This window comes from Clostridia bacterium, assembly GCA_026414765.1.
GTDB lineage: Bacteria > Bacillota > Clostridia > Acetivibrionales > DSM-27016 > SKW86.
In genome coordinates this window covers 130,829-156,043 of sequence record JAOAIJ010000022.1, presented here as the reverse complement: position 1 = coordinate 156,043, position 25,215 = coordinate 130,829, and the positions used below count along the sequence as shown (strand labels likewise).

The following is a 25,215-nucleotide window of genomic DNA, read 5'->3' as shown; positions in this document are numbered from 1 at the left end:
GCTCAGGTTGTATTTGGCTATGGCCTCTTTACCGGTGGTTTTGGTCTTCATTATGGTCTTGAAAAAGTAGGCATAACTGTTGTACCAGCGTCCAGTGGAAATTCCGAAAGGCAAATGATGCTTATGCAGGATTTTGGTACTACCATATTGGTTGGCACACCATCCTATGCTCTCTATTTGGCAGAAATTGCGGAGGAAATGGGAATCAGAAAAGGAATGCATAAGCTTAGACTTGGTTTCTTTGGTGGGGAGGGTCATACTCCGGAAATGAGAGCGGAAATAGAAAAGAGATGGGGGATTCTTGCCACTGAAAATTATGGTTTGAGTGAGATTGTAGGTCCTGGAGTATCTGGAGAATGTTTCTGCCAATGTGGAATGCATATTAACGAGGATCTTTTCTATCCGGAAATAATAGAATCTGATTCAGGAAAAACTTTGGATTATGGAGAAAAAGGTGAATTGGTTCTTACAACTCTTACAAAAGAGGGAATACCAATGTTAAGATATAGAACAAAGGATATTACTATCCTTAATCCCGAGCCTTGCAAATGTGGAAGATCCAATGTGAGAATGAACAAGGTCCTTGGAAGAACAGACGATATGCTGATTATTAGAGGGGTAAATGTATTCCCTTCGCAGATTGAAAGTGTTCTCGTAGGTATGGAGCATATAGGACCACATTATCAGATAATTGTTACAAAGAAGGGGTATATGGACGAAATTGAAGTCCACGTAGAACTGATAGATGGTAAAGTGCTGGAAAAATTCAGCGAATTGGAAAAGATTGAAAAAACCATTAGACACCGCATAAAAACCATACTTCAAATAGATGCAAGAGTAAAACTGGTAGAACCAAAATCAATTGAGCGATCTCTTGGAAAAGCCAAAAGAGTTATTGACCTAAGAAATAAATAAATCGATTTACAATAAACTATTTATATTTTATAATTGTAATAATGAAAAAACCGTAAATTACGGTTTTTTTATTAATAATTTTAAAGGTGGACATTTTTTAGTATGCAAAGTAACATATTTAACAGTTTCTTCAGTTTCTATATGATTTTCAACTACTTCATACAACCGATATTTATGGTTATAGTAGTTGTTTTTCTGTACAGGATTGTTAAGCATCTAGGAAATATTGACAAACAGAATAAAGATGTTGCAGAAAAAATTCAAAAAGAAAAATCTGTAGATGAAGCAGAAGTAAACGACAATATTCAATAACCTTTATTTCAGGAGGGAAAGTAAATGAAAAAGTTAATGCTTGGTAACGAAGCTGTTGCCAGGGGGGCATATGAGGCGGGAGTGACAGTGGCTACTGCATATCCAGGTACTCCTAGTACGGAAATACCTGAAAACATAGCGAAATATGAGGAAATATATTCAGAATGGTCACCGAATGAAAAGGTATCATTGGAGGTTGCCATTGGTGCTTCGATTGCAGGAGCAAGGACTATATGTTCTATGAAGCATGTTGGCCTTAATGTAGCTGCTGATCCATTATTTACTGTATCATACTCAGGCGTAAATGGTGGACTTGTCATAATGGTTGCAGATGATCCGGGAATGCACAGCTCTCAGAACGAGCAGGACAGCAGGTTCTATGCAAGATTTTCAAAGGTTCCTATGTTGGAGCCGGCGGATAGTCAAGAATGCAAGGATTATGTCAAAAAGGCATTTGAAATTAGTGAAGAATTTGATACACCTGTACTAGTGAGGCTTTCTACAAGAATTGCACACTCTCAGAGTATAGTTGAAGAGGGTGAAAAGGTAGATTTCCAATTGAAGGATTACAATAAGGACTTCAGTAAATATGTAATGATGCCTGCTATGGCAAGAAAAAGACATGTTGAAGTAGAAAAAAGAATGGCTGCATTAAGGGATTATTCTAACTCAAGCAGTATTAATACCATTGAGTGGGGAAGTAAGGAAATAGGCGTAATAACAAGCGGTATTGCGTATCAATATGCAAGGGAAGCCTTCGGAAACGTATCCTACCTGAAGATCGGAATGGTACACCCGCTCCCCGAAAAGACCATTGAGAAGTTTGCAAAAGAGGTAAAAACTCTTTATGTAATAGAAGAACTCGAGCCATTTATGGAAAATCAGATAAAAAAAATGGGAATAAAAGTGATAGGAAAAGATGTCCTTCCGGTTATTGGTGAGTATAGCGCGGCTTTGATCAAAGAAAAGATATTATCCGAATCAGGTGAAACAAAAGCTATAATAAATGAAACTATCCCTGTAAGGCCTCCCGTCATGTGTCCAGGGTGTCCGCACAGAGGAATGTTTTATGTGCTTAAGAAACTAAAACTGGTTGTAAGTGGTGATATTGGATGCTATACGCTAGGGGCGTTACCTCCTACTGAAGCAATGGATGTGTGCATATGTATGGGTGCAAGTGTAGGTATGGCTCACGGTATGGAGAAAGCAAGGGGTATAGAATTCGGTAAAAAGACAGTAGCCGTTATCGGAGATTCAACTTTCATACATTCAGGTATTACCGGTTTAATAGATGTAGTATATAACAAAGGTAACTCAACCACTATTATACTGGATAACTCTATAACAGGAATGACAGGTCACCAGCATAATCCTACTACAGGGTATACTATAAAAGGTGAACCAACAAGGCAGGTTGATCTTGTAAAACTGGCTAATGCTGTAGGAATCGACAGAGTTAGAGTTGTTGATCCTTTCAATATTAAGGAATTTGAAAAGGTAGTTAAAGAAGAAATACAGGCTGAAGAGCCTTCAGTTATAATATCCCAGCGTCCTTGTGCTTTGCTGAAGAGTGTAAAATTTGAAGGAGCACTGAGGATTAACAATGAAAAATGCAAAAAGTGTAAGATGTGCCTGGCTATAGGCTGCCCTGCCATAGTTGACAAGGGTGAGTGTATAGAAGTAAACGAAGCACTTTGTGTAGGGTGTAAATTATGTACAAAGGTATGTAACTTTGATGCTTTCGAAAAGGCTGGTGATAATAATGGAAAAGCTTAATATAATGCTGGTAGGTGTCGGCGGTCAAGGATCTCTTCTTGCCAGTAGGGTTTTAGGTAATGTAGCAATGAAGATAGGCTTTGATGTGAAAGTTTCTGAAGTGCATGGAATGTCACAAAGAGGCGGAAGCGTAGTTACTTATGTAAAAATGGATAAAAAAGTATACTCACCCCTGGTTGATAAAGGTGAAGCTGACATAATAATTGCATTTGAGCAGCTTGAAGCAATGAGGTGGGTGGAATACCTTAAGAAAGACGGCAAAATGATAATCAGTGAGCAGAAGATTAATCCAATGCCTGTTATAATCGGAAGAGCAAAGTACCCAGAAAGTATAATAGAAAAAATCAAGAATGTATGCTCAAACATACTGGCTATAGATGCTCTTCATTTAGCAAAAGAATGTGGGAATATAAAAGCTACTAATATCGTATTACTAGGCTTGATGGCAAAATCTACGGGAATAGAAAAGGAAATATGGCTTGAAGCCATGAAGGAAGTTATTCCGCAGAAGCTGCTGGATGTAAATGTGAAAGCTTTTGAAGCAGGGTATGCCAGCTAAAAAAATATTTACCAAAATTATTTTTTGCCTATGTTTTGCTTTTGTGTGGGGCGGGGTGGCCCGTAATCCCTGGAAGTCCTCCCAGGTGGGAGAGATGGGCGCTTATGTAATTGAAAATGGACGATTATTCAAGTTCAATTGTCGACTGTCAATTAAATAACTGGGGGGATAAGAAATGCAGTATTGGAATCCGACATATGAGTGTATGTCTAGGGAAGAAATGGCGAGGGTGCAATCGGAAAGACTTGTAAATACGGTAAAAAGGATTTATCATAACGTACCGTTTTATAGGGAGAAAATGCAGAAAAAAGGAATTGAACCTGGCGATATCAAATCAGTTGAGGATTTGAAGAAGCTACCGTTTACCTATAAGCAGGATCTGAGGGATAATTATCCTTACGGATTGTTTGCTGTTCCTATGAGTGAAATAGTAAGAATACACGCATCATCCGGTACAACAGGCAAACAGACTGTTGTAGGCTATACAAGGAGAGATATTGATACATGGTCGGAAGTTATGGCCAGAACCCTTGTAAACGCAGGCGGAAGCAAAGAATCCATAATACAGGTTGCCTATGGTTATGGCCTTTTTACAGGTGGTTTGGGAGCTCATTATGGTGCTGAAAGAATAGGTGCGTCTGTTATTCCTATATCAGGAGGAAATACAAAAAGGCAGATTCAGATTATGAAGGATTTTGGCACAACTATGATTGCCTGTACGCCTTCATATGCTCTATATATGGCAGAAGAAATGGAAGAAATGGGTATAAAGAGGGGCGAACTGAAACTCAAATCAGGAGTATTCGGAGCTGAACCCTGGTCATACAAAATGAGAGAGGAAATTGAAGAGCGTCTTGGAATTATTGCAATAGACATATATGGTTTGAGCGAAATTATCGGACCTGGTGTTGCAAGCGAGTGTTCATGCAAATGTGGGCTTCATATCCAAGAAGATCATTTCATACCGGAGATAATTGATCCTGATACGGAGGAAGTTTTACCACCTGGCTCAAAGGGTGAGATAGTATTCTCTACCGTTACTAAAGAAGGCTTACCCTTACTGAGATATAGGACCAGGGATATATCCTCTTTAAGTTATGAAAAATGTGGATGCGGAAGAACAACGGTAAGAATGAACAAGGTAACAGGCAGAACGGATGACATGCTGATAATAAGAGGCGTAAATGTTTTTCCTTCACAGATAGAGAGTGTATTGCTGGAAATTGGTGAGACAGCTCCACATTATTTATTGATAGTGGATAGGGTTGATAACCTCGATACCCTTGAAGTCTGGGTTGAAATGACGCCTGCTTTATTTTCTGATGAAGTAAGGAAAATTGAAGATCTGGAAAGAAAAATAAGGCATGAAATAGAAGGAATCCTTGGCGTAAGTGCTAAGGTTAAGCTGGTAGAACCTAAGACTATAGAGAGAAGTGAAGGAAAGGCAAAGAGAGTAATCGATAAAAGAAAAATATAGAAGCTGTTTATAAGATTGTTATTTCATTATTATTTTAATTTTGAAATATTAATGAAATAACATAATTAAGAGTAATTAATTATGTTATAATAACTTATAATATATTAATTAGATTTGCAATTCCTATTATTATTCTGACAACTTAAATGGAGGTGTTTTCCTATGCTAGTAAAACAGATTTCAGTGTTTTTGGAAAACAAGTCAGGAAGGCTTGCTGAGGTAACGAAGGTTCTCGGGTCTAATGATATCGACATCAGTGCTTTGTCAATCGCTGATACTACTGATTTTGGAATCTTAAGACTTATCGTAAACAAACCTGAAAGAGCTGAAGAAATACTTAAAGACAGTGGTTTCACGGTAAGCTGTACGAGCGTAATTGCCATTGCAGTTGCAGATGAGCCGGGTGGTCTGGCTAAAGCTTTGGAAATACTGGACAATGAAGCAATAGGAATAGAATATATGTACGCTTTTGTTGGAAAGACATCAAATGAAGCCCTTGTAATTCTTAGAGTTGAAGAACCCGATAGAGCTATTAAGTCATTATCCGGTAAAGAAATCAAAGTGCTCCCATCGGATACGGTGTATAAGCTCTAAAAATTTTCTATATTTTCAGACATATTTGATCACTATCAGTATAATTAAAGTGAAAAGAAATTTATACAGACTGATAGTGAAAGAGGGGATTTAGATGAATAGAAGGATATACCTTTCTGATACAAATAAAAAAGTCGGTGGCGTATGCGGAGGAATAGGTGAGTATTTTGGGATTGATCCCACTCTTATAAGACTCCTCACAGTTGTATTGACATTTTTTACTGGTATTGTGGGTGGGGTAGTCGCCTATATAGTAGCATGGGCAATAATACCTCAAAGTCCAAAGTTTTAATTTTACACAAAAACTAAAAAACACACTGAAGATTCCTTCGGTGTGTTTTTGTGCTGCTTTTTAGTTTAAATCCTTCCAAGTAAGAATCGGTATACAAAGAATTTGTATTTTCCCATTTCATCCTTAGCATGCTTTATTATACTTTCGTAAAAGCTGTATACCAGCTGCTTATCTTTATCAGTAACCTTGTTGTCACTATATCTTGCCAGCATAAATTTTTCAGTTACAGCTTTAAAGGAGTCTTTTTTATTGAAAACGATAAAGGAGTCAATTCTTTGACTGAATTGTGCAGGAGTTTCTCCTGTTTTGATAGGGTAGCCAAGTACAGATAAAGCCTTGATATAGTATGCGTACATATCAAGTACACCATTTCTGGGTTCCTTCTTTTTAAGCTTGAATAACCTGTATTTGACTTTATATGCATTAGTTATTACCAGGAATAATAAAGTAAGTATCATAAGACCTATGACAACTAAAGCAATTATTATCACATATATCATTTTATCAGATTTCTTGGCATTTTTTAGTTCCTTAGGATCTAAATTTAGATTTATGTCTGTATTACCATAGCCTAGCAGACGCCTTAAGTATTCCTCATATGAGGAGTTTGCGGAAAAAGTATCACTGAGTATGGCTTTTGGCTGAGAAGCATTATAAAATACAGATTTGAAAGGAGCTGTTGGTTCAAAAGGTACCCAGCCGAATCCTTCAAAGTAAACTTCTACCCACGCATGTGCTTGTTCATTTGTTACACTATATATGTTTCCTGTAGTGGGTTGCGGAGGCAGGATATAGCCTTCCACATACCTCGCGGGAATACCGATGCTGCGTACCATTACAGCCATAGCTGTAGCAAAATAAGTACAATACCCTTCTTTTGACTCGAAAAGGAAATGGTCTACAAAATCCCTATTGCGTGGAGTAGGCTTTGGCGTAAGAGTATAGGCATATGTTTTTGATAAATAATTTTCTATGGCCTTAACCTTGTCATAATTACTTTTTTGTGAAGAAGTTATTGAAGTAGAAAGGTTTTTAATCCTTAAAGGCAGCTTCTCAGGCAATTGAATGTAATTTGCATAAATATTCTTTGATATTTCCGAAAGCTCACGGAGATCTTTACTGCTTAATAGGTTTACACTGCCCAGCACAGGGTCGGGTATCAGATTGTTTTGAATTATGTAATTATTTAGCAGGTCATTTCTTGAATTAATAATACTATCTACCCCGCCGGCATCATCAAGTAAAGTCTTGAGTTCATCAAACGACAGGTTATAAAACAAGCTCGTCTTATTTGCAGTCACTTTGTCTGAATCTGCAGAGGCTTCGGTATTACTGTTAGAAGATAAATATGCTTTTTCAACTATTGATTTATTAAGCATATCTATCTTGTTTATTATATCATCATATATACCTGGCTTGCTTTCCCTGAGAATATCCTGAAAAGCTTCATTATTCAGATCGATATTATAAGCTTTTGTTTTGTAAGTGAAATTTTTTACAGTTACATTCTTTGAGGTAATAATACTGTTCTGATCAACAAAGGCTTGAAAGTTTTTATTACTGGGAAAATCAAGATTAAAAGACTTTGCGGGCGTGAAGAGTGTTTTTAATAAAAGATTTTTATACGACACCTTAATCTCATAGGGTAAATAATATTTGTCCATATAATCTGCTTCGCTTGTAAGAACTTTCGGTCCGGATAACATTTCAAATAATCCATCGTCAGAGAAATCACCATTATCTATTATTTCGGATTGCTTTTTATCCAGGTTAGCCCACCTTGTGCCTGTATATACTTCACGGCTGCCACCTCTGAGATAGGCAATCTTTGGTGATTCTACCTTCATTACCAAAGTTTTGTTGAGCTTAACTTTGCCGCCCAATCTGCCGCCATCTTCACCAAAGCCTGTCGATTCTAGGGAGAAAAACTCATAAGATTTAAAATTGTTATATACATTTGTAAAATATTTGTATACAGAGTTTATTTTTTTATCCAACCAAGGGAACTGGATAGGGGTATTCTTAGTAGGAAAAACTAAGCATATGAGAATAACAATCAGGCTTATGGGAATCATCCAAAGTGAAAAAATTGATTTATTGACATAATCATTTGATTCTCTTAAACTATTCCTTTTATGGATGTATAAGAAGTAATACAATAGAATAACCGTTAGAAAGACATAAAAAGCAGCATAGCTAACAAAAATATTGTTTATCCACTGTATACAGAAAAGAATAATCCCCCCGGCAAGGATAACAATAAAGTTGAATTTCTTTAAAGTAAAGATATAAATCAATAAAGTAACTATTATTAGAATTATTAAAGTCAGATATGGCTGGTAGACTTTGTTAATCATATCATAGTCTTGTGAATAGTCTATTATCCAGGTAAAAAATGAAGACAAGGTCAATGCGAGCTTAATAAGATTGCCGGTAGCTGCCAGATATGTGGTTCCGGCAATAGTCAAAACTCCTAAAATAATACCCGATATCTTAAGTGAAAGCTTATTATAAAAAACTGCATACCATATAGTGGTTAATAGTAAACCGGCCAGAAAAAGCATATACGGCTTGTAATCAAATAACAGGGAAGTAGTTAATGCATATATGAGGCTGAAGCTCAAGAAAGCCGAAAAGGTAATTTCTATTAACTTAATAAATAACTTTTTTGCTTCAATCATAAATTAACGCTCCAGTACTTGTTTAATATTATCATTTATATTTACCTTGTATATATTTACACCGATTTCGGGAAGGAAAGACAAGACATTGTCGGCTTCTTCGTTTACTTCTCCGGTTAAATCCTGGGGAGAGACATAAATAAGGCTTATCTGGTATCCTGAGGAGTTTATCCGGTATAACTCATTATACAAATCATAATTGACATTGGAAGTAAAAATAACTATATTTGTCTTTTTGATATTATTTGCAAGGTGTATCTCTAACATATCTTTGAGTGCAATATTTTCAGTAAAGGAAATCTTTGAGAGGGTTTTGTATATATCTTCGAAATCGAGAGGGTTTTTTGCTTCCATATTTACTATACCTGAACTGTAATATACAAAGTCAAGAGGAATCCAGTTCATCAGGCAGTAGTATGTAACTGCTACGGCACACTCTATAACTTTGTCTTCCACAATAGTCTTGTAGTCAAAGGGCATATTGTTTTTTTTCAGGTCCAGATACATAATAGCATTGGTCTGTGAAGTGCTTTGAAAGTTTTTTACAAACAACTCATTCATTTTTGCGGAAATTTTCCAGTGAATTCTTTTGTATCCATCACCGTGTGTATACTTTCTTATGCTGGAAATAGTACTCATATCCTCTATATTATTGTTTAAAATAGTATGTGAATCAGACAAATAGTTAGCTTTCAGCAGGAATTTATCAAGGAAAACAATCTTTGGGTAAACTGTAATTTCCTTATTTTCATTAAAATTGTATGTAAGCTTGAAAATCCCCAGGAGATCTTCTATATCGAAGGATTTGATCCCTATTGGATACTGGCCTCTATAATTGCATTCCAGTTCAAATGCAAAAGTGGTCTTTTTAAAAGGTTTTAGAGAAAAACACTTTGAATGAAACTGGTTAGCAAAAAAGGTATCGGTCCCGTAAAAGTTAACTCTTATATATGGATATAGAAAAATATCTTCGTTAATAATATTTATAAGAAAATTTACTTTCTCTCCCTTTATTATTGTTTTCTTGTCAACTTCTTGAGTAAATTTGAAGCGCAGGAAAATAACTGTTGTATATAAAAGCGATACAAGCGGAAGAGTAAGCACTACAAAAAACAGCATATACGGAATTTTTCCACCATAAAAATAAATAAACAAAAATGAACTTATAAGAAGTGCTAAATATATTTTTCTGTTTCTATTCATCCTATCCTCCCATTAGCCCAATGTGTCCTTTGCTATTATGGCGATACTTCAAAGTAATCAACAACCGGAACATTGACTTTATTCAGTATAGAGAGAAGTATGTCGGACGAAGTAATCTTCTTAAGTTTTGCTTCCTGTTTAAGAATAATTCTATGGGATAATACAGGGATAACCATCTTTTTGATGTCGTCAGGTAGAACATAATCTCTTTCATTATAAAATGCCCATGCCTGAGCAGCTCTGAAGAGGGACATAGAACCTCTAGGGCTTGATCCCAAGGTAATGTCAGGATGCCTTCTGGTTTGGTTTACTATATCAACAATATAATTATTCAGGCTCTTATCCACGTGTATATTCTTGATCTGTTCCTGCAGAGACATAATATCTTTGCTGTCGGCAACCGGCTGGAGGCTTTCCAGTGGACTTGCATGCTGGAATCTTGATAACATATAGCTTTCTTCACCGGGTAGTGGATAGCTGAGAGAGATTTTCATAAAAAACCTATCGATCTGAGCTTCAGGAAGAGGGAATGTTCCAAGATATTCAATAGGGTTCTGAGTAGCTAAAACCATAAACGGGTTTGGTACTTTATATGTAATTCCATCTACTGTTACCTGACCCTCCTCCATTACTTCAAGAAGGCTGGCCTGTGTTTTTGGAGAAGTTCTGTTTATTTCATCAGCAAGTATTATTTGGCTCATTATAGCTCCGGGACGGTATTCGAATTCTCCGGATTTTTGGTTATAAATTGAAAAACCTGTTATGTCTGAAGGTAGTATATCAGGTGTGAATTGTATTCTTTTGAAAGAAGCATTCAGGGACTTCGCTATAGCAGAAACAAGACTGGTTTTTCCTACTCCGGGTACATCTTCAATAAGTATGTGGCCTTTACATATCAGTGCTATAAGGGCAAGTTCTATACAATTTCTTTTTCCGACTATAACTTTTTCTACATTGTCAGTAATTCTTTTAAGTACCTTTGCTGATTCACTCATAACATCCATCCTTTACATTCGATTTTTACATACTAATTGTATATGCGGGTAATCAATTTTATTTCCTATATGTTAATATTAACATTATGGTAATCTAAAAAAAAGTAGTTCTTTTTCGGTATAATAGTGTCTTTTTTTCGGAAAACGCAGTTAAGCTGCTTGACTCAGCCTGTAGTAACAGCAAACAGGAACGGTACATTGGATTTATTCTAAAAGCTCTAGGAGAAAATATTTATGTATACCATGACTGAATTGGTATCATATGTGAAATGGCACGAGAAATAAATATGTACAAATTATTTTTATGTTTTTTATGTTAACAATGTTCTTGCTAAAATAAAAGTTCTGACGTTGATTTCGGCAGAACTTTTATGGTGTTATTCTGGTTTATAAGTCAAGAGCATTTATCACTTCTTTTAAAGAATTACCTGATTTTTGCAGCAGCTCGATTTCTTTTTTATCCAGGGGAATATCAATAATTCTGTCTATACCGTTTCTGTTCACTACAGTCGGAAGACTGAGGCAAACATTTTCAAGTCCATAATGGCCATTCAGCAGGCTTGATACTGTCAGTATAGAATTTTCATCTCTTACGATTGCTTCAACAATTCTTCTTACAGCGAGTGCCACTGCATAATACGTCGCACCTTTTCTTTCTATAATATGATATGCGGCATTTTTTACATTCTCATATATATTAAATTTTGAAAGATTATCCTTACAATTCCCGCATTCCTCACAGTATCTGTCCATTGGGATTCCGGCAATATTGGTAAGACTCCAGGTGGGGACCTCGGTATCTCCATGTTCTCCGATTATGTATGCATGAACGTTGCGGGTATCGATACATACATGATCGCCCAGAAGATATCTGAAACGTGCTGTATCAAGTACAGTACCTGAACCGATGACCTTGTTTTTTGGAAATCCGGAAATTTTAGAGGTTACATATGTAAGAATATCAACCGGGTTAGTTACTACAAGAAGTATGCAATCATTATTATGTTTTACTATTTCACTTATGATATTCTTAAATATGGCTGTATTTTTTTGTACAAGATCTATTCTTGTTTCGCCGGGCTTCTGATTTGCACCTGCAGTTATTATGACAATATCCGAGCCTGTACAATCTTCATAACTTCCTGAATATATCTTAACCGGTCTTACAAAGGGCATACCGTGATTCATATCCATTACTTCACCTTCGGCTTTGCCTGCATTGACGTCAATTAAAACTATTTCCGAAATGAGACCGCTTAACATTAGTGTGTATGCAGTAGTTGAACCTACAAAGCCGGCACCCACGACAGTTACTTTACTTATGGATTTATTGGTCATTATTATTCCTCCTTTTCATATGTTACAGGGAGCATGTTTTGATAAAAGAGCAATATTTATCTGGTATATTCAATACTATTATACCTCATAAGTGAGAAGTCAAAACAAAATTCTTGGTTTATAAAGTTTATTGATTAATTATTTATTGAACTGATATAATATATTAGAATTATGTCATTGTAATTATGATATATTGATAACTTTGATGCTGATAGAAGTTCTTAACTAATATATTGTTGTTAATACTATTTTGATAGGAGATAAATTATGAATGCAGAAATTCTGGCAGTTGGGACTGAGCTGCTTATGGGGCAGATTGCCAATACTAACGCACAGTACATATCTTCAAGACTTCCGGATGTAGGTGTCGGTGTTTATTATCACAGCGTAGTCGGAGATAACCCGGGAAGACTCAAGGAGTGTCTTAATATCGCTCTAAATCGTTCTGATGTAGTCATTATGACAGGAGGCCTCGGTCCTACACAGGATGACCTGACAAAGGAGACTGTTGCGGAACTTTTCAATAAGAAGCTTGTATTGCATAATGAAAGTTTGGAAAAGATCCAACAGTTTTTTTACAGACTGAATCGTCCTATGAGTGATAATAATATCAAACAGGCGTATTTACCCGAAGGCTGCATTGTCATGGAAAACAATAACGGAACGGCTCCGGGCTGTATATTCGAGTCAGATGGGAAAACGGTAATAATGCTTCCAGGACCTCCTTCAGAGATGAAACCTATGTTTGAAGATACTGTTATCCCATATTTTAGAGAAAAAGCAAGTTATCTTCTGGTCTCAAAATATGTAAGAATATTTGGGATAGGGGAGTCTGCCATGGAGGAAAAAATTATCGACCTTATTACAAAGCAGACAAATCCTACAATAGCCCCATATGCCAAAGAGGGAGAGGTTACACTAAGGCTGACTGCAAAATGCAGCAATGAAGAAGAAGCGGAAAGCATAATAAATCCTGTAATAAATGAAATAAAGAAAAGACTTGGAAATACAGTATATTCAGCCGATAATAAGAGTATGGATGAAGTAACGGGTGAACTTCTTCTCAAGCATAATATCACCATAGCTTTTGCGGAATCCTGTACCGGTGGACTGGCAGCAGGAAGACTGACTTCCGTGCCGGGTATATCAAGAATATTCAGTAGAGGCATAGTATCGTATAGCAATGAATCCAAGGTTGAGAATCTGGGAGTAAAGCCAGAGACTCTCGATAAATACGGTGCGGTTAGCAGGGAGACAGCGATAGAGATGGCGGCAGGGGTAAGAAAACTTGCAGGTACTGATTTGGGATTATCGATTACTGGAATTGCCGGACCGGGCGGGGGTACTGAAGAAAAGCCGGTAGGACTTGTATATGTGGCACTTGCCAGTGATAAAAATGAAGAGTGTAAAGAATTGAGGCTGTGGGGTTCCCGTGAAAGAATACGTAACGTTACTATTCTGCACGCCTTTGATATGATAAGACAACACATTGTAAACAGATAACTGCACATAGTCAATTATACTTTTGGGAGGAACTACTTTGGGTAATACACAAAAGAAAAGAGTGGCAGGCGCAGCACTCATAGTGATGTCTGCTCTTGCTTTAAGCCGTGTGACGGGATTCTTAAGATCAACATTCATACCTAATCTTATAGCGGATAAACACCAGACAGATGCATTTTTTATGTCCTTCAGAATTACTGATTTTATGTACAATCTTTTACTGGGAGGCGCTATTTCGGCGGCACTCATTCCTGTCCTGACCGGGTATATTGCTAAAAAGGAAGAGGAAGATGGCTGGAAAGCAGTAGGTACATTTATTAACGTTACCTTTATCGGAATGACTATTATCAGTTTACTGGGTATTATTTTTTCTCCACAGATTGTAAATTTTATGGCTCCGAGATTTGATGCGCAGACAAAAGCGCTGACAGTAACATGTACAAGAATTCTTTTTCCTTCTGTTGCTTTTATCATGCTTGCAGGGTTAATGAACGGGGTGCTTAATTCATATCAGAGGTTTGCAGCAGCTGCTTATGGACCGTCACTATATAACGTAGGGAGCGCAATAAGCATTTTATTGCTGGGTAGATACGGAGTAGAAAAAGTTGTTACAGGGATAATGTGCAGTGCAGCCGTTTATTTCCTCTTTCAGTTATCCTTTGCTTTTAGAAACCTGAAATACTATAGATTTAGAATCCATATAAAACACTCCGGATTTATAAGATTATACAAGCTTGCCATACCGTCCTTTCTATCATCAGCAATATACCAGATAAATGTTCTTGTTTCCTCGTATTTTACGGCACTACTTACAGCAGGCAGTGTTTCTGCATATACTATGGCGAATGATGTATGGCAGATGCCTTTCGGTATATTTGCCGTAGGCATAGGGACGGCCTTACTTCCGTCACTTTCAGAAAAACTGGCTCTTAAAGATGTTGACGGGTATAAGAATCTCCTGGTAAAAGGACTTAAATCAGTATCCTTTTTCACCATTCCTTCAGCAGTCGGGATTGTAGCATTGAATAAACCTATTATAAATGCAATCTACAAGTGGACTGATGGGATTGACAGAGTATTGCTTTCAGAAACCGGCAAGATTCTTTTGTTTTTTTCTATAGCTGTTATATCACATTCAATGCTTGCCATAATCAACAGGGCATTTTATGCAAGCAATGATACAAAGACGCCTTTGTATGTGGGAGTAGGCACCATATTTCTAACAGCTGTTCTTAACTATACATTTATCAATATGACAAACCTGCATGCTGCAGGCATGTCCCTTTCGTACTCAATTGCAAGCATATTGAATGTTGTCATACTGACAAGCATTTTGAACAAAAGAATGAAAGGGTTAGGTTTGGATAAAGTTTTCACTTTTATGGGGAAAATTGCATTTGCTGCTATTATTATGGGTGTAGTCTTGTTTCTGATAAATAATGCATTGCCTGTCCAATATACCGGGAAAATCAGTACGTACGGAAAGTCAAAAGAACTGTTAATACTTTTTGGAGAAGTAACGCTGGGGGTGTTGACTTACTTCACAATGGTTACTGTAATGAGGATTGAGGAAGCTACCTACACCCTTAATAAAATAAAGGGAAAAGTGCATTCATTTTATAAAAAATTATTTGGCAGAGACAGGTAAAATAATACAAAAATATGTTGACTCAGGTATTAATATAATATATAATAAATAAGAACAGATGTTCGATTAACTCTTTAGGAGGTTAACATATATTATGATGGAAAGAAAAAAAGCTTTAGAAATGGCACTGGGCCAGATAGAAAAGCAGTTTGGTAAAGGTGCGGTTATGAAACTGGGAGAGAGTACACATATGAATGTGGAGGTTATCCCTACTGGCGCATTAGGCCTTGATATAGCTCTCGGTGTAGGTGGTGTTCCAAGAGGAAGGATAGTCGAAATATTTGGACCTGAGTCTTCTGGTAAAACGACAGTTGCTTTGCATATTGTAGCAGAAGCACAGAAAGCAGGCGGTGAAGCTGCATTTATTGATGCCGAACATGCGCTTGATCCTGTATATGCAAAGAAGCTTGGTGTGGATATAGAGAATTTAATCGTATCTCAGCCTGATACAGGTGAGCAGGCTCTAGAAATAGCAGAAGCTCTGGTAAGAAGCGGTGCTATAGATGTAATAGTTATTGACTCTGTTGCAGCACTTGTGCCGAAAGCTGAAATTGACGGCGAGATGGGTGATTCACATGTTGGGCTACAGGCAAGACTTATGTCTCAAGCCCTTAGAAAACTTGCAGGAGTTATAAATAAATCAAAAACTACAGCAATATTTATTAACCAGTTAAGAGAAAAGGTAGGAATAATGTTTGGAAATCCGGAAACAACTCCAGGAGGACGGGCATTAAAGTTCTATTCCTCAGTAAGGCTTGATGTAAGAAAAATTGAAACAATAAAACAGAACAATGAGATGGTAGGAAACAGAACAAAGGTAAAAGTAGTAAAGAATAAAGTAGCACCTCCGTTTAAAGAGGCTGAATTTGACATTATATACGGTGCAGGGATATCGAGGGAAGGAAATATTCTTGATGTAGCAGTGAATCTTGATATTGTTAATAAGAGCGGAGCATGGTTCTCATATAGTGGACAGAGGATCGGACAGGGAAGAGAGAATGTGAAGAACTTCCTCAAGGAAAACAAGGATATGACAAATGAAATAGAAGCTAAAATTAGAGAAAACTACAGTAAAGCCTTTCTACAAAGTATGGAAGCTCATACAGCAGATGACGATGAAGAGGATTTTGAACTGGAGGATTAAAATTCAAATTAAGGTATTCGCAAAAAGCCTATGGTATGATGATACTGTAGGCTTTAAATTATAAGCCGGCAATAAACAAACGAAGTAGTAAGGGTGTGAAGGTATGCAGATTACATCAGTAGAAAAGCAAAAGAATAAAGGCAGATATTCAGTTTATGTGGATGGCAGCTACTCATTTTCTATCTCTGAAGAAGAGTATTTCCGTTTGAATTTGTATGAGGAGAAAGAAATTTCACCTGAAGATATTGAGTATATAAAGCAGAATGTTAATTTTAACTCAGCTAAATTCGCGGCTATAAAATTTCTATCTTTGAAAATCAGAACAACAAAGGAAGTAGAGAGTAGACTGAGTGATAATGGTTTTGACATAGAAACAATAAACGGTGTAATCGAAGAGCTTAATTCAATGGGATATCTAAATGACAAGATTTATGCACAGAAATACATATATGATAGAAGTAAACTTAAACCCAAATCAAAAAAACTGCTGAAATCAGAACTGCAGAGCAAAGGTATTGAAGCGTGGGTAATAGATGAGATACTTGATAGCTGGGAGCTTGATGAATACAGTCTTGCAGAAGTACTGATAAGAAAGAAGTTTGGCAAGTATGATTTGAATGATGAGAAAATAACTAAAAAAGCGTATTCCTTTCTAATGCATAGGGGGTTTAGTCGCGGACTAATAGAGCAGGTAGTGAGAAAAGTAGCAAAAGGGGGAGATTATTAGCATCAGCCCCCTTTAATCAAATAGAATGTCTTAAACTTCACTAGTTCTTAAAAAGACCGATTACTTCTTTTTAAATGCATTCTTCTGTAATATGATATCCGATATTTCCAACTCCTGCTGATAGGAGCGAAATTCTTTTCTGTATTTTTCAGTATCCAGTAATTTGCCACTCTTAGAATCATACACTTTTGTTGTTTCACTCAAGTACATATATTCATCTGTTATTACAGATCCGTCTCTCAATACTGCGTAACCTTTGACAGAATTGAACAGATCCTTGCCCAGAGCATAAGGAACTTCAAACCCCATAAGATTTGCTATAGTAGGAAGGATATCAACCTGTCCACCGGTTATACCGAGAGTTTGTCCATTTTTCAGACCAGGGTAGTGAATTATTAACGGAACCTTTTGGAGTCTTGTCCATTCATAAGGTGTAAAGTTTTTCCCGGAAAAATCCATCAGTTGGCTGCCCGCTTCAAGTCTAGGTATTCCATAATGGTCACCATATATGACTAAAAGCGTATTATCATAGATTCCCCGGCTTTTTAGCTCATCGATAAGTATACCGATACAACTGTCTGCATAGTTTTCACCTTTCAGATAATTACCAAAGAATGTGTTTTCATATTTACCTACATTAAAATCAAAATCTTTAAAGAAATCAAAAGGGTAATGGCTCGAGAGTGTAACCATAAACGCATAGAATGGATCTTTGCCGCTGAGCTTATCCAAAGATTGTCTGAAAAATGATTTATCGCTAAGTCCCCAGCTGATAGTGTCATCATTGACAAAATCCTTTTTGCTAAAGAAATTATTGAAACCCAGAGAACGGTACATAACGGTTCTGTTCCAGAAGCCCGGGTCATATGCATGGAAAGCATATGATTTATAATTTTGGTTTTTCAGAATATTTGCCAGTGAGTAATAGTCATTGTTTGGGAACCTGATGTACGCAGTGCCTGTTTTTGCAGCGTAGAGGGAGTTGTTGGTTATGAATTCGGCATCGGCAGTTTTTCCGGTTGCAGACTGATAGTAAATATTATCAAAAAAAGCACTATCCTTTATTAACCTGTTTAGATTAGGAGTAATCTCTTTACCGTTTATTGTGGTGTTTATAAGGAAAGTTTGCAGTGCTTCTGATTGGATAACAATAATATTTTTACCTTTTGAAAGCTCATGAAAATTCTTTTCCTTATTATCTTTGGAAGCTTTATTTTTGAAGAAACTGTCAAATACTTTACTCTCACTGCTTGTGAGAGATTTCTTGGTAAATACGTTTTCTTTCAAAAATAATTTTATATCTTCAACATGGAAGGTCATAATGCCGCGTTGTTTAATCGTATAGTTCTGATCGAATCTGGACATGGTAGTGTTAATCTGCATAACAACAAGCTGATATAGTATAATGCCTGTCAAAGCTAAGGCAAAAGTGGAAATCAGCCTCTCTTTTACATTGATTTTCCTTACTCCGTTCTTCAAAATGAATATCAATCCTGCAATAAAAACTGGGATATCAATAATAAATACTGCATCCTTTTTATATACAAGATTCAATATACTTTCACCTAGTGAATCAAGAAATGTTGCCTGGTATAGCACTGGGATAGTGATAGCATTATTAAAATACCTGAAATAGAGCGTATCTGAAACCAAAATAAGGGTAAGAAACATATCAAGTATAAAAAGTGCTGCAAACCGGTATTTGCCGAAAAGCATTACAAATGATGATATGATAAGTAAAACAGCAAAAGAAACAGAAAGCATCTTTATATTGGCTATGTGTGAATAAGGTCTGATGCTGGCACCTGATGAAAACTGGAAGTAAAAAAACTTTACCATTATGCTGGATAAAAATAGAAAATAGTATGATAATTCTGCAAAGAAAAGTATTTTTTTACTATTGATATGGTTTATCTTAAAATTTATCATCAATGCAGGACCTCCATAATCCTATATACACTTGGTGATTTATATAAACTCTGCAAAAACATGGCGTATGACAGTTTTACATAAACTTAGCCAAAGTTAAGTTTATACTATCGGAGTAGACTTTTCAACAATAAATAAATGGCATAATGTGGGAATCGCTTTGAAGTATAAATAATCAAGGCAGGTTTTTAAAAGCATTCTTTTCCAGAACTATATCTGAGATTTTCAACTCTCTCTGGAAATGAAGTATTTCAGTTTTATATTTAAAGAAGTCAAGGAGATTTCCATTGTCAATATCATACACAGAAGAGTTTTCATTTAAAAAGAGATACCTGTCTGTGACTACAGATCCGTTCCTCAGAATTGCGTATCCGGTTTTTGCGTTTAGAAGATCCTTTCCAAAGACGTATGGTGCATTAACTCCTAGAAGATTTGCTACAGTAGGCAGGATATCGATTTGCCCTCCGGTAGTATCGACCACTTTTCCTGGATTCAATCCGGGACAGTGAATTATTAGCGGAACTTTTTGATTTTTGATCCATTCAAAATCATTATTATTAATGCCTAAAAAATTGATTAAGTCCTCAGCATGGCTTTTCGGAAACGAGTGGTGGTCACCGTAAATAACCAGAAGAGTATTATCATACAAGTTTTGTTTTTTTAGTTCTTCTATCATTACTTGAATGCTCTTATCTACATAATGTGCAGCTTTGAAATAATTACCCAGGTCAGTATTCTCATAGCGCCCGACATTAAATTCATAATATTTGAACGGTGCATAGGCATAGTGGCTTGACAAGGTTACAAAAAAACCATAAAAAGGTCTATTTCTTTCTATTTTTTTCAGTGACTGCCTGAAGAATGATATGTCGTTTAGGCCAAAACCGATTACTTGATCCGATTTATAGTCCTTGTCGCTTACAAAGGTATCAAAGCCAATAGTTTTATACATTACAGTCCTGTTCCAGAAACTGGGGTGGTATGCATGAAAAACATATGAGGAATAACCATTGTTTTTCAGTATTTTTGGCAGTGTATGGTATGTATTGACAGGATACCTGAAATAAACAGCCCCTTGTTCTGCCGGGTATTGAGATGTGTTACAGAGGAATTCCGCGTCGGAAGTATTGCCTCCTCCAACTTGATAATACAAGTTTTTAAAGTATATACTATCCTTTATAAGCCTGTTAAGATTGGGAGTGATTTCTGCGCCTTCAATCTTCCTGTTTATCAGGTATTCCTGCATGGCTTCCATCTGAATGATGATAACATTTTTTCCTTTTGCTACACCTCTATAGTTGCCAGCAGCGTTTATCCTGTTTTCAAAAAAACTATGAACTTCCTTTTTTTCATCTTCTGATAAAGCTTTATTCTCAAAAAGGTTTTCACTAATATAAGTCTTTGTATCATGAAAGTGAAAATAAAATATTCCAAGATCCTTTATTATGTGGTTCTTGTCATAATCAAACCATAGTGTGTTAATATTGTTAAGATTAATAATATAAATCGAAAAACCAAGTATTACGGTTACAAAAAAGCAGATCAACCTATAGGAAATGTTTAGTTTTCTTACTCCTTTAATTGTTAAGAAAATAAAACCCAAAACCATAAAAGGTAAATCTGAAAGAAAGATAAGATCGCTGCTTTTAAGTAGTCCTTTGATACTTTCCCCCAACGGACCAATAAGGCCTATTTGAAACAAAACAGGTACTGTGATGGCATTGTGATAGTATCTGAAATAAACAGTATCAGAAATAAGGATGAACGTCAGTAATATGTCGAGTATTAAGAGGGCTAAAAATCTTTTTTTATTAAAAAATAAAAAGACAATTGATATCAGTATCAGAATAATTGCAAAGGTGGAAACCATCATGTAAATATTCTGTGAAGAATTGAGAGGGAAGGAATTTAAGCCGATAGTTATTTGGAAATACAGACATTTTATAAAAAGCGATATGGTAAAAAACAGCCAAAAACATATTTCAATATACTTTACTATGTTTGTACCGAGTGTATTATTTCTTAATTTACTGAGTTCTATCAAAGATAATGCCCCCAATCAACTTTTATTATCAGTTTTTGATTTTGCTTTGCATCACGAACAGTTTCTGCCTGAGGCATTATTAATGATGATTATAGCATAAAAAACTGGATTACACATAGAGAATTTTCAGGAGGAAATTTCCCAATAAGTAGAAAATAATAATTTACAATTGATACAGGAAAAACGAAGTGGTAAAATTATAAAAGCATTTGAAAATGTATTATCGGCTGCTATTTTTATGAGCCAATGCTATAATACATCCAGGTGGATGTGAAATAGGACCAAGACCGATAGATTTACATTTAAAAGCCCTTAGAAAAATGGGGGCAAAGATACATGATGCACATAGAGGATTTATACACTGTGAGGTAGAAAAGTTCAAGGGTTGTGATATTCAGCTGGATTATCCAAGTGTCGGAGCAACTGAAAACATTATGCTGTCCGCTGTATTTGCCGAGGGGGAGACCTTCATAAAAAATGCAGCAAAAGAACCGGAAATCATAGATTTGCAAAATTTTCTTGTTGCGCTTGGAGTTAATGTATCGGGAGCAGGAACAAGTGTTGTCAGAATAGTAGGGAGCGAAAACAAGTTAAGGAATGTCGAACATAATGTCATTTCTGACAGGATTGTAGCAGGTACATATATGGTTGCATCAGCCATAACTGGGGGAGATGTATATCTTAAAAATATCATTCCGGAGCATCTTGGTTCGATTATTTCAAACCTAAGGGATAGTGGATGCAGAATAAACACTAAAAAAAGCTCCATACACGTATCGGGACCAGCAAGACCAAAGGCAGTCGATATAATCAGGACTTTACCTTATCCGGGTTTCCCAACTGACATGCAGGCACAGATGCTGGCTATGCTTACTATTGCAAGAGGAACAAGTATTATAGTAGAAACTGTGTTTGAGAGCAGGTATAAGCATGTAGACGAACTTATAAGGATGGGTGCAAACGTAAAGCTCGAGGGCAGGATAGCAGTTATAAAAGGAGTAAAGAAGCTTACAGGAGCAAGTGTGTATGCCAGAGATCTTAGAGGAGGCGCTGCTCTCGTACTTGCGGGCTTGATAGCAGAAGGCGATACCATAGTTAGCGGAACGAAATACATTGATAGAGGATATGAGTGCCTGGAAGATAAACTCAAACAACTTGGCGCATTGATTAAAAGAATAGAGGACTAAGAGTGAACCCTAGAACAACACGTATGGGGGAATAAGATTTGAAAACACAAGAGATAAATAATAATAAAGTTAATGAACATAAAAAAAATAAAAAAAGAAAAAAGAATTTTAAACGATTGTTCTTTTGGATAAAATTTATCTTGATTACTGCATTATTAGTGACCACTATAGTCTTGCTAGCGCTATCTCCATTGTTCAACATAACAAGAGTCGAAGTGAAAGGGAGTCAGCGCTATGAGCAAGGCGATATAATATCTACTTCTGGAGTAATTATCGGAAACAACGGCTTCAAAACAATAGGGAGTAATATTAAGAATTTCTTTACATTCAGGTATGGAAATGCAGAGGAAGAGATTCTGAAAACATATCCTTATATTAAGAGTGTAATAGTGAGATTTATTGTTCCAGGCAAGGTAAGAATAAGCATAACAGAGAGAAAACCTGAAGCAGTTGTAGAAAGTGTGACTTCCAATCTGATAATTGATAATGAAGCATATGTTTTGGAGACCATTGGGAAAAAAGTGATAAAAGGTATGCCTCTAATAAAAGGATTGAAATTCAGTAGCTTTGAAATTGGTAAAAGTTTAAATATTGCTGATTCCGGGGCGTATAAAGATGCTTTCAGATTAATAAATCAAGTAAAGGAGCTTGATAATAAAGGCGGCGAAAAGCTGTACAACCATATTTATTCTATAGATGTAGCAGACAGGCAAAAAATCCGAGCTTCCATCGATTCAAGAATAACTGTCAATTTTGGTAACCTGAACTTTCTTGAATATCGACTGGATTTCTGCAAACACATATTATTTACAAAATTAGGAAAAGAAGACAAAGGATATCTGGATATGACTACTGAGAAACCAAGCTTCACTCCGGGATAATTGCATGAAAAACAAAGACCCTATAGAATTTACATTATGTGCAGGAATAATAATAAAATAGCAGATATATAAATAAAGTTTACTCATACAATAAAAAAGACGTTTAGGAGCATTAAGATAAATGTATCTGACAATTTTGTCAGAATAAATTCACGATTAATTAATAGGATAGGCGGGGGACAAGCATGATACCTTTTTTTGGATTGATTATTGGTATAGTAATTGGAGTTTTTATACCCTATAACATTTCATATCAATACTCCAATTATGTTGCTGTAGCAATACTGGCGGCACTTGATTCTGTATTTGGCGGAATAGCAGCAACACTTCAAGGAAAATTTGATATGAAAGTATTCTTGTCAGGCTTTTTTGGGAATGCTCTTCTGGCAGCAGGACTAGCCTATATAGGCGATCAACTGGGGATTCAAATATATCTTGCTGCAATATTTGCGTTTGGAAACAGATTATTCTTAAATTTTGCAATAATTCGTAGATTTGTATTGAATAAATACACCAAAAAAGATAATATATTAGAGAAGTAATTCTATTATGTAAATGATGTTGTTTATATCGTTTGGATACTTTGTGGGAGGTTCAGGTAAGTGGATAATATTATAGTTGGTATTGATATAGGTACAAGCAAGGTTTGCACAGTTATAGGCAAAGTAGACAAAGATAACCAAATGGAAATATTGGGCAAGGGTATAGATGTTTGTAATGGAGTAAAGAAGGGTGTTATTGTTGATATAGATAGTACATCAAATTCTATAAAAAACTCTGTAGAGCAAGCAGAAAACACAGCAAATCTTAAGGTAGGTTCCGCATACGTAAATATTTTTGGAACTCATGTGTCAATTATTAACAACAGATGTATTGCCAGCATTTCAAATGAAGATAGGGAAATAACGGCAAAAGATGTTGAGAGAGCCTTGTATTCGGCAAAAAATGTAAATATTCCTGACGATAGAGAAATAATAGATATAATAACAAGACAGTATATTGTTGACGGTTATGATGAAATTATAGATCCCGTAGGAATGGTTGGGGTCAAACTTGAAGCTGACACGGATATTATTGCAGGAAAAATTACATCTGTTCAAAACATAGTAAAAAGCCTTGAGCGCGCAAATGTAAAAATTGATGGAATAGTGATAGAAGCTTTGGCAATCAGTGAGGTTGCACTGTCTGCGGATGAGAAAGATATGGGAGTTATTCTTATAGACATTGGCGGCGGTCTTACCGATATATCTGTGTTTAAAAGAAAAAATCTGATTTTTTATGATTCCATTCCTGTTGGAGGGGATCATATAACAAATGACATTTCAATTGGCTTAAAAATACCATATGCAGAAGCAGAAAGAATAAAAAAAGAATACGAACTGGCTCTTACATCGCTCATTAAAAATGACCAGGAAATAACAGTCAGTGATATAAACGGAAGTAATAAAAAAAGTGTCAGAGTATCGGAAGTAGTAGAAATAATAGAAGCCAGGGTTCATGAGATCTTCTCACTTTGCAGGGATATGTTAAGCGAAGCTGATCTGCATGAAAGTCTTGGAGCAGGTATAGTCCTTACAGGTGGTGGCATTTCATATGTAGATGGAGGAAAGGAGATTGCCGCTGAGGTGTTTGAAATACCTGTCAGACTTGCATCTTACAGACAGAACGGAATACCGAAACCCGAATATGCGACAGCAGCTGGAATAGTAAAGTATATTTCCAACCGTCATAAAGGAACTAGATTTGGAAGTGAAATAAAAATTCATAAACAGAAAGTTGCACAAAAGGAATCGAAAATATTAGGTAAGGTTTCAAAATTTTTTAAAAGTTTGTTCTAAAGCCTGAGATGTTGATGTATCCATTGTAACTGGCCTTAACGATGTAGATAGTATTTATTTTACAATATACAAGGCTTTAGTTTTTATTTATAATAATTATAAATATGAAAAAAGTATTCTTGCTTTAATTTAGATAATAGGGTATATTTATGTTTAGAGGTCAAAGAGCGTG

21 protein-coding genes are annotated in these 25,215 nt (G+C 36.0%); 15 read left to right on the top strand and 6 right to left on the bottom strand.

Annotated features, from left to right (window positions below; genetic code table 11):
* The 7 genes from N3I35_09720 to N3I35_09690 all read left to right on the top strand — a co-directional run.
* Positions 1-915 (top strand): phenylacetate--CoA ligase (locus tag N3I35_09720; GenBank protein MCX8130363.1); only part of this gene is annotated, 915 nt, incomplete at its 5' end.
* Between the two features lie 102 nt (positions 916-1,017).
* Positions 1,018-1,227: a hypothetical protein gene (locus N3I35_09715; GenBank protein ID MCX8130362.1), complete on the top strand. Its 210-nt coding sequence runs from the start codon at positions 1,018-1,020 to the stop codon at positions 1,225-1,227.
* A 24-nt stretch (positions 1,228-1,251) separates the two neighbouring features.
* On the top strand, positions 1,252-3,003 hold the full coding sequence (gene iorA, locus N3I35_09710) for an indolepyruvate ferredoxin oxidoreductase subunit alpha (GenBank protein MCX8130361.1): 1,752 nt from the start codon (positions 1,252-1,254) through the stop codon (positions 3,001-3,003).
* Positions 2,990-3,562, top strand: coding sequence for an indolepyruvate oxidoreductase subunit beta (locus tag N3I35_09705; protein MCX8130360.1), 573 nt, complete (start codon positions 2,990-2,992; stop codon positions 3,560-3,562). Before iorA ends, N3I35_09705 begins: the two co-directional genes overlap by 14 nt.
* 175 nt (positions 3,563-3,737) lie before the next feature.
* Positions 3,738-5,039 carry a phenylacetate--CoA ligase gene (locus N3I35_09700; protein MCX8130359.1) on the top strand — a complete coding sequence of 434 codons (1,302 nt, stop codon included), beginning with the start codon at positions 3,738-3,740 and terminating at the stop codon, positions 5,037-5,039.
* 162 nt (positions 5,040-5,201) lie between these two features.
* Positions 5,202-5,633: an acetolactate synthase gene (locus N3I35_09695; protein ID MCX8130358.1), complete on the top strand. Its 432-nt coding sequence runs from the start codon at positions 5,202-5,204 to the stop codon at positions 5,631-5,633.
* A 94-nt stretch (positions 5,634-5,727) separates the two neighbouring features.
* On the top strand, positions 5,728-5,925 hold the full coding sequence (locus N3I35_09690; GenBank protein ID MCX8130357.1) for a PspC domain-containing protein: 198 nt from the start codon (positions 5,728-5,730) through the stop codon (positions 5,923-5,925).
* A 65-nt stretch (positions 5,926-5,990) separates the two neighbouring features.
* Here N3I35_09690 and N3I35_09685 read toward each other — a convergent pair whose 3' ends face one another.
* The 4 genes from N3I35_09685 to N3I35_09670 all read right to left on the bottom strand — a co-directional run bounded on the left by N3I35_09685 (position 5,991) and on the right by N3I35_09670 (position 12,142).
* Entirely contained in the window at positions 5,991-8,606 is a 2,616-nt protein-coding gene (locus N3I35_09685; protein ID MCX8130356.1) for a transglutaminase-like domain-containing protein, read from the bottom strand.
* A 3-nt stretch (positions 8,607-8,609) separates the two neighbouring features.
* Positions 8,610-9,809, bottom strand: coding sequence for a DUF58 domain-containing protein (locus tag N3I35_09680; GenBank protein ID MCX8130355.1), 1,200 nt, complete (start codon positions 9,807-9,809; stop codon positions 8,610-8,612).
* Between the two features lie 35 nt (positions 9,810-9,844).
* Positions 9,845-10,804 carry a MoxR family ATPase gene (locus N3I35_09675; protein ID MCX8130354.1) on the bottom strand — a complete coding sequence of 320 codons (960 nt, stop codon included), beginning with the start codon at positions 10,802-10,804 and terminating at the stop codon, positions 9,845-9,847.
* 387 nt (positions 10,805-11,191) lie between these two features.
* Complete coding sequence (locus N3I35_09670; protein MCX8130353.1) at positions 11,192-12,142, bottom strand: L-lactate dehydrogenase; 951 nt, start codon at positions 12,140-12,142, stop codon at positions 11,192-11,194.
* A 267-nt stretch (positions 12,143-12,409) separates the two neighbouring features.
* Here N3I35_09670 and N3I35_09665 point away from each other — a divergent pair, with 267 nt between their 5' ends.
* The 4 genes from N3I35_09665 to N3I35_09650 all read left to right on the top strand — a co-directional run bounded on the left by N3I35_09665 (position 12,410) and on the right by N3I35_09650 (position 17,164).
* Positions 12,410-13,645: a competence/damage-inducible protein A gene (locus N3I35_09665; GenBank protein ID MCX8130352.1), complete on the top strand. Its 1,236-nt coding sequence runs from the start codon at positions 12,410-12,412 to the stop codon at positions 13,643-13,645.
* Positions 13,646-13,682: 37 nt separating this feature from the next.
* Positions 13,683-15,293 (top strand): murein biosynthesis integral membrane protein MurJ, encoded by a 1,611-nt coding sequence (gene murJ / locus N3I35_09660; protein ID MCX8130351.1) that lies wholly within the window; start codon positions 13,683-13,685, stop codon positions 15,291-15,293.
* A gap of 94 nt (positions 15,294-15,387) precedes the next feature.
* Positions 15,388-16,437: a recombinase RecA gene (gene recA, locus N3I35_09655; protein MCX8130350.1), complete on the top strand. Its 1,050-nt coding sequence runs from the start codon at positions 15,388-15,390 to the stop codon at positions 16,435-16,437.
* A gap of 103 nt (positions 16,438-16,540) precedes the next feature.
* The gene (locus N3I35_09650; GenBank protein ID MCX8130349.1) at positions 16,541-17,164 is read left to right on the top strand and encodes a RecX family transcriptional regulator; all 624 of its coding nucleotides are present in this window, start codon (positions 16,541-16,543) and stop codon (positions 17,162-17,164) included.
* 60 nt (positions 17,165-17,224) lie between these two features.
* Here N3I35_09650 and N3I35_09645 read toward each other — a convergent pair whose 3' ends face one another.
* Both N3I35_09645 and N3I35_09640 read right to left on the bottom strand, forming a co-directional pair.
* A complete protein-coding gene (locus N3I35_09645) occupies positions 17,225-19,093 on the bottom strand; it encodes an LTA synthase family protein (protein MCX8130348.1) in 1,869 nt (622 codons plus the stop codon).
* Between the two features lie 175 nt (positions 19,094-19,268).
* A complete protein-coding gene (locus tag N3I35_09640; GenBank protein ID MCX8130347.1) occupies positions 19,269-21,137 on the bottom strand; it encodes an LTA synthase family protein in 1,869 nt (622 codons plus the stop codon).
* A 251-nt stretch (positions 21,138-21,388) separates the two neighbouring features.
* Between N3I35_09640 and murA the strand changes: the two genes are divergently transcribed.
* The 4 genes from murA to ftsA all read left to right on the top strand — a co-directional run bounded on the left by murA (position 21,389) and on the right by ftsA (position 25,043).
* A complete protein-coding gene (gene murA, locus N3I35_09635) occupies positions 21,389-22,324 on the top strand; it encodes a UDP-N-acetylglucosamine 1-carboxyvinyltransferase (protein ID MCX8130346.1) in 936 nt (311 codons plus the stop codon).
* Positions 22,325-22,362: 38 nt separating this feature from the next.
* Entirely contained in the window at positions 22,363-23,205 is an 843-nt protein-coding gene (locus N3I35_09630) for an FtsQ-type POTRA domain-containing protein (GenBank protein ID MCX8130345.1), read from the top strand.
* 185 nt (positions 23,206-23,390) lie between these two features.
* Complete coding sequence (locus tag N3I35_09625) at positions 23,391-23,747, top strand: small basic family protein (protein MCX8130344.1); 357 nt, start codon at positions 23,391-23,393, stop codon at positions 23,745-23,747.
* A gap of 60 nt (positions 23,748-23,807) precedes the next feature.
* Positions 23,808-25,043 carry a cell division protein FtsA gene (ftsA, locus tag N3I35_09620; GenBank protein MCX8130343.1) on the top strand — a complete coding sequence of 412 codons (1,236 nt, stop codon included), beginning with the start codon at positions 23,808-23,810 and terminating at the stop codon, positions 25,041-25,043.
* Positions 25,044-25,215 lie beyond the last annotated feature (172 nt).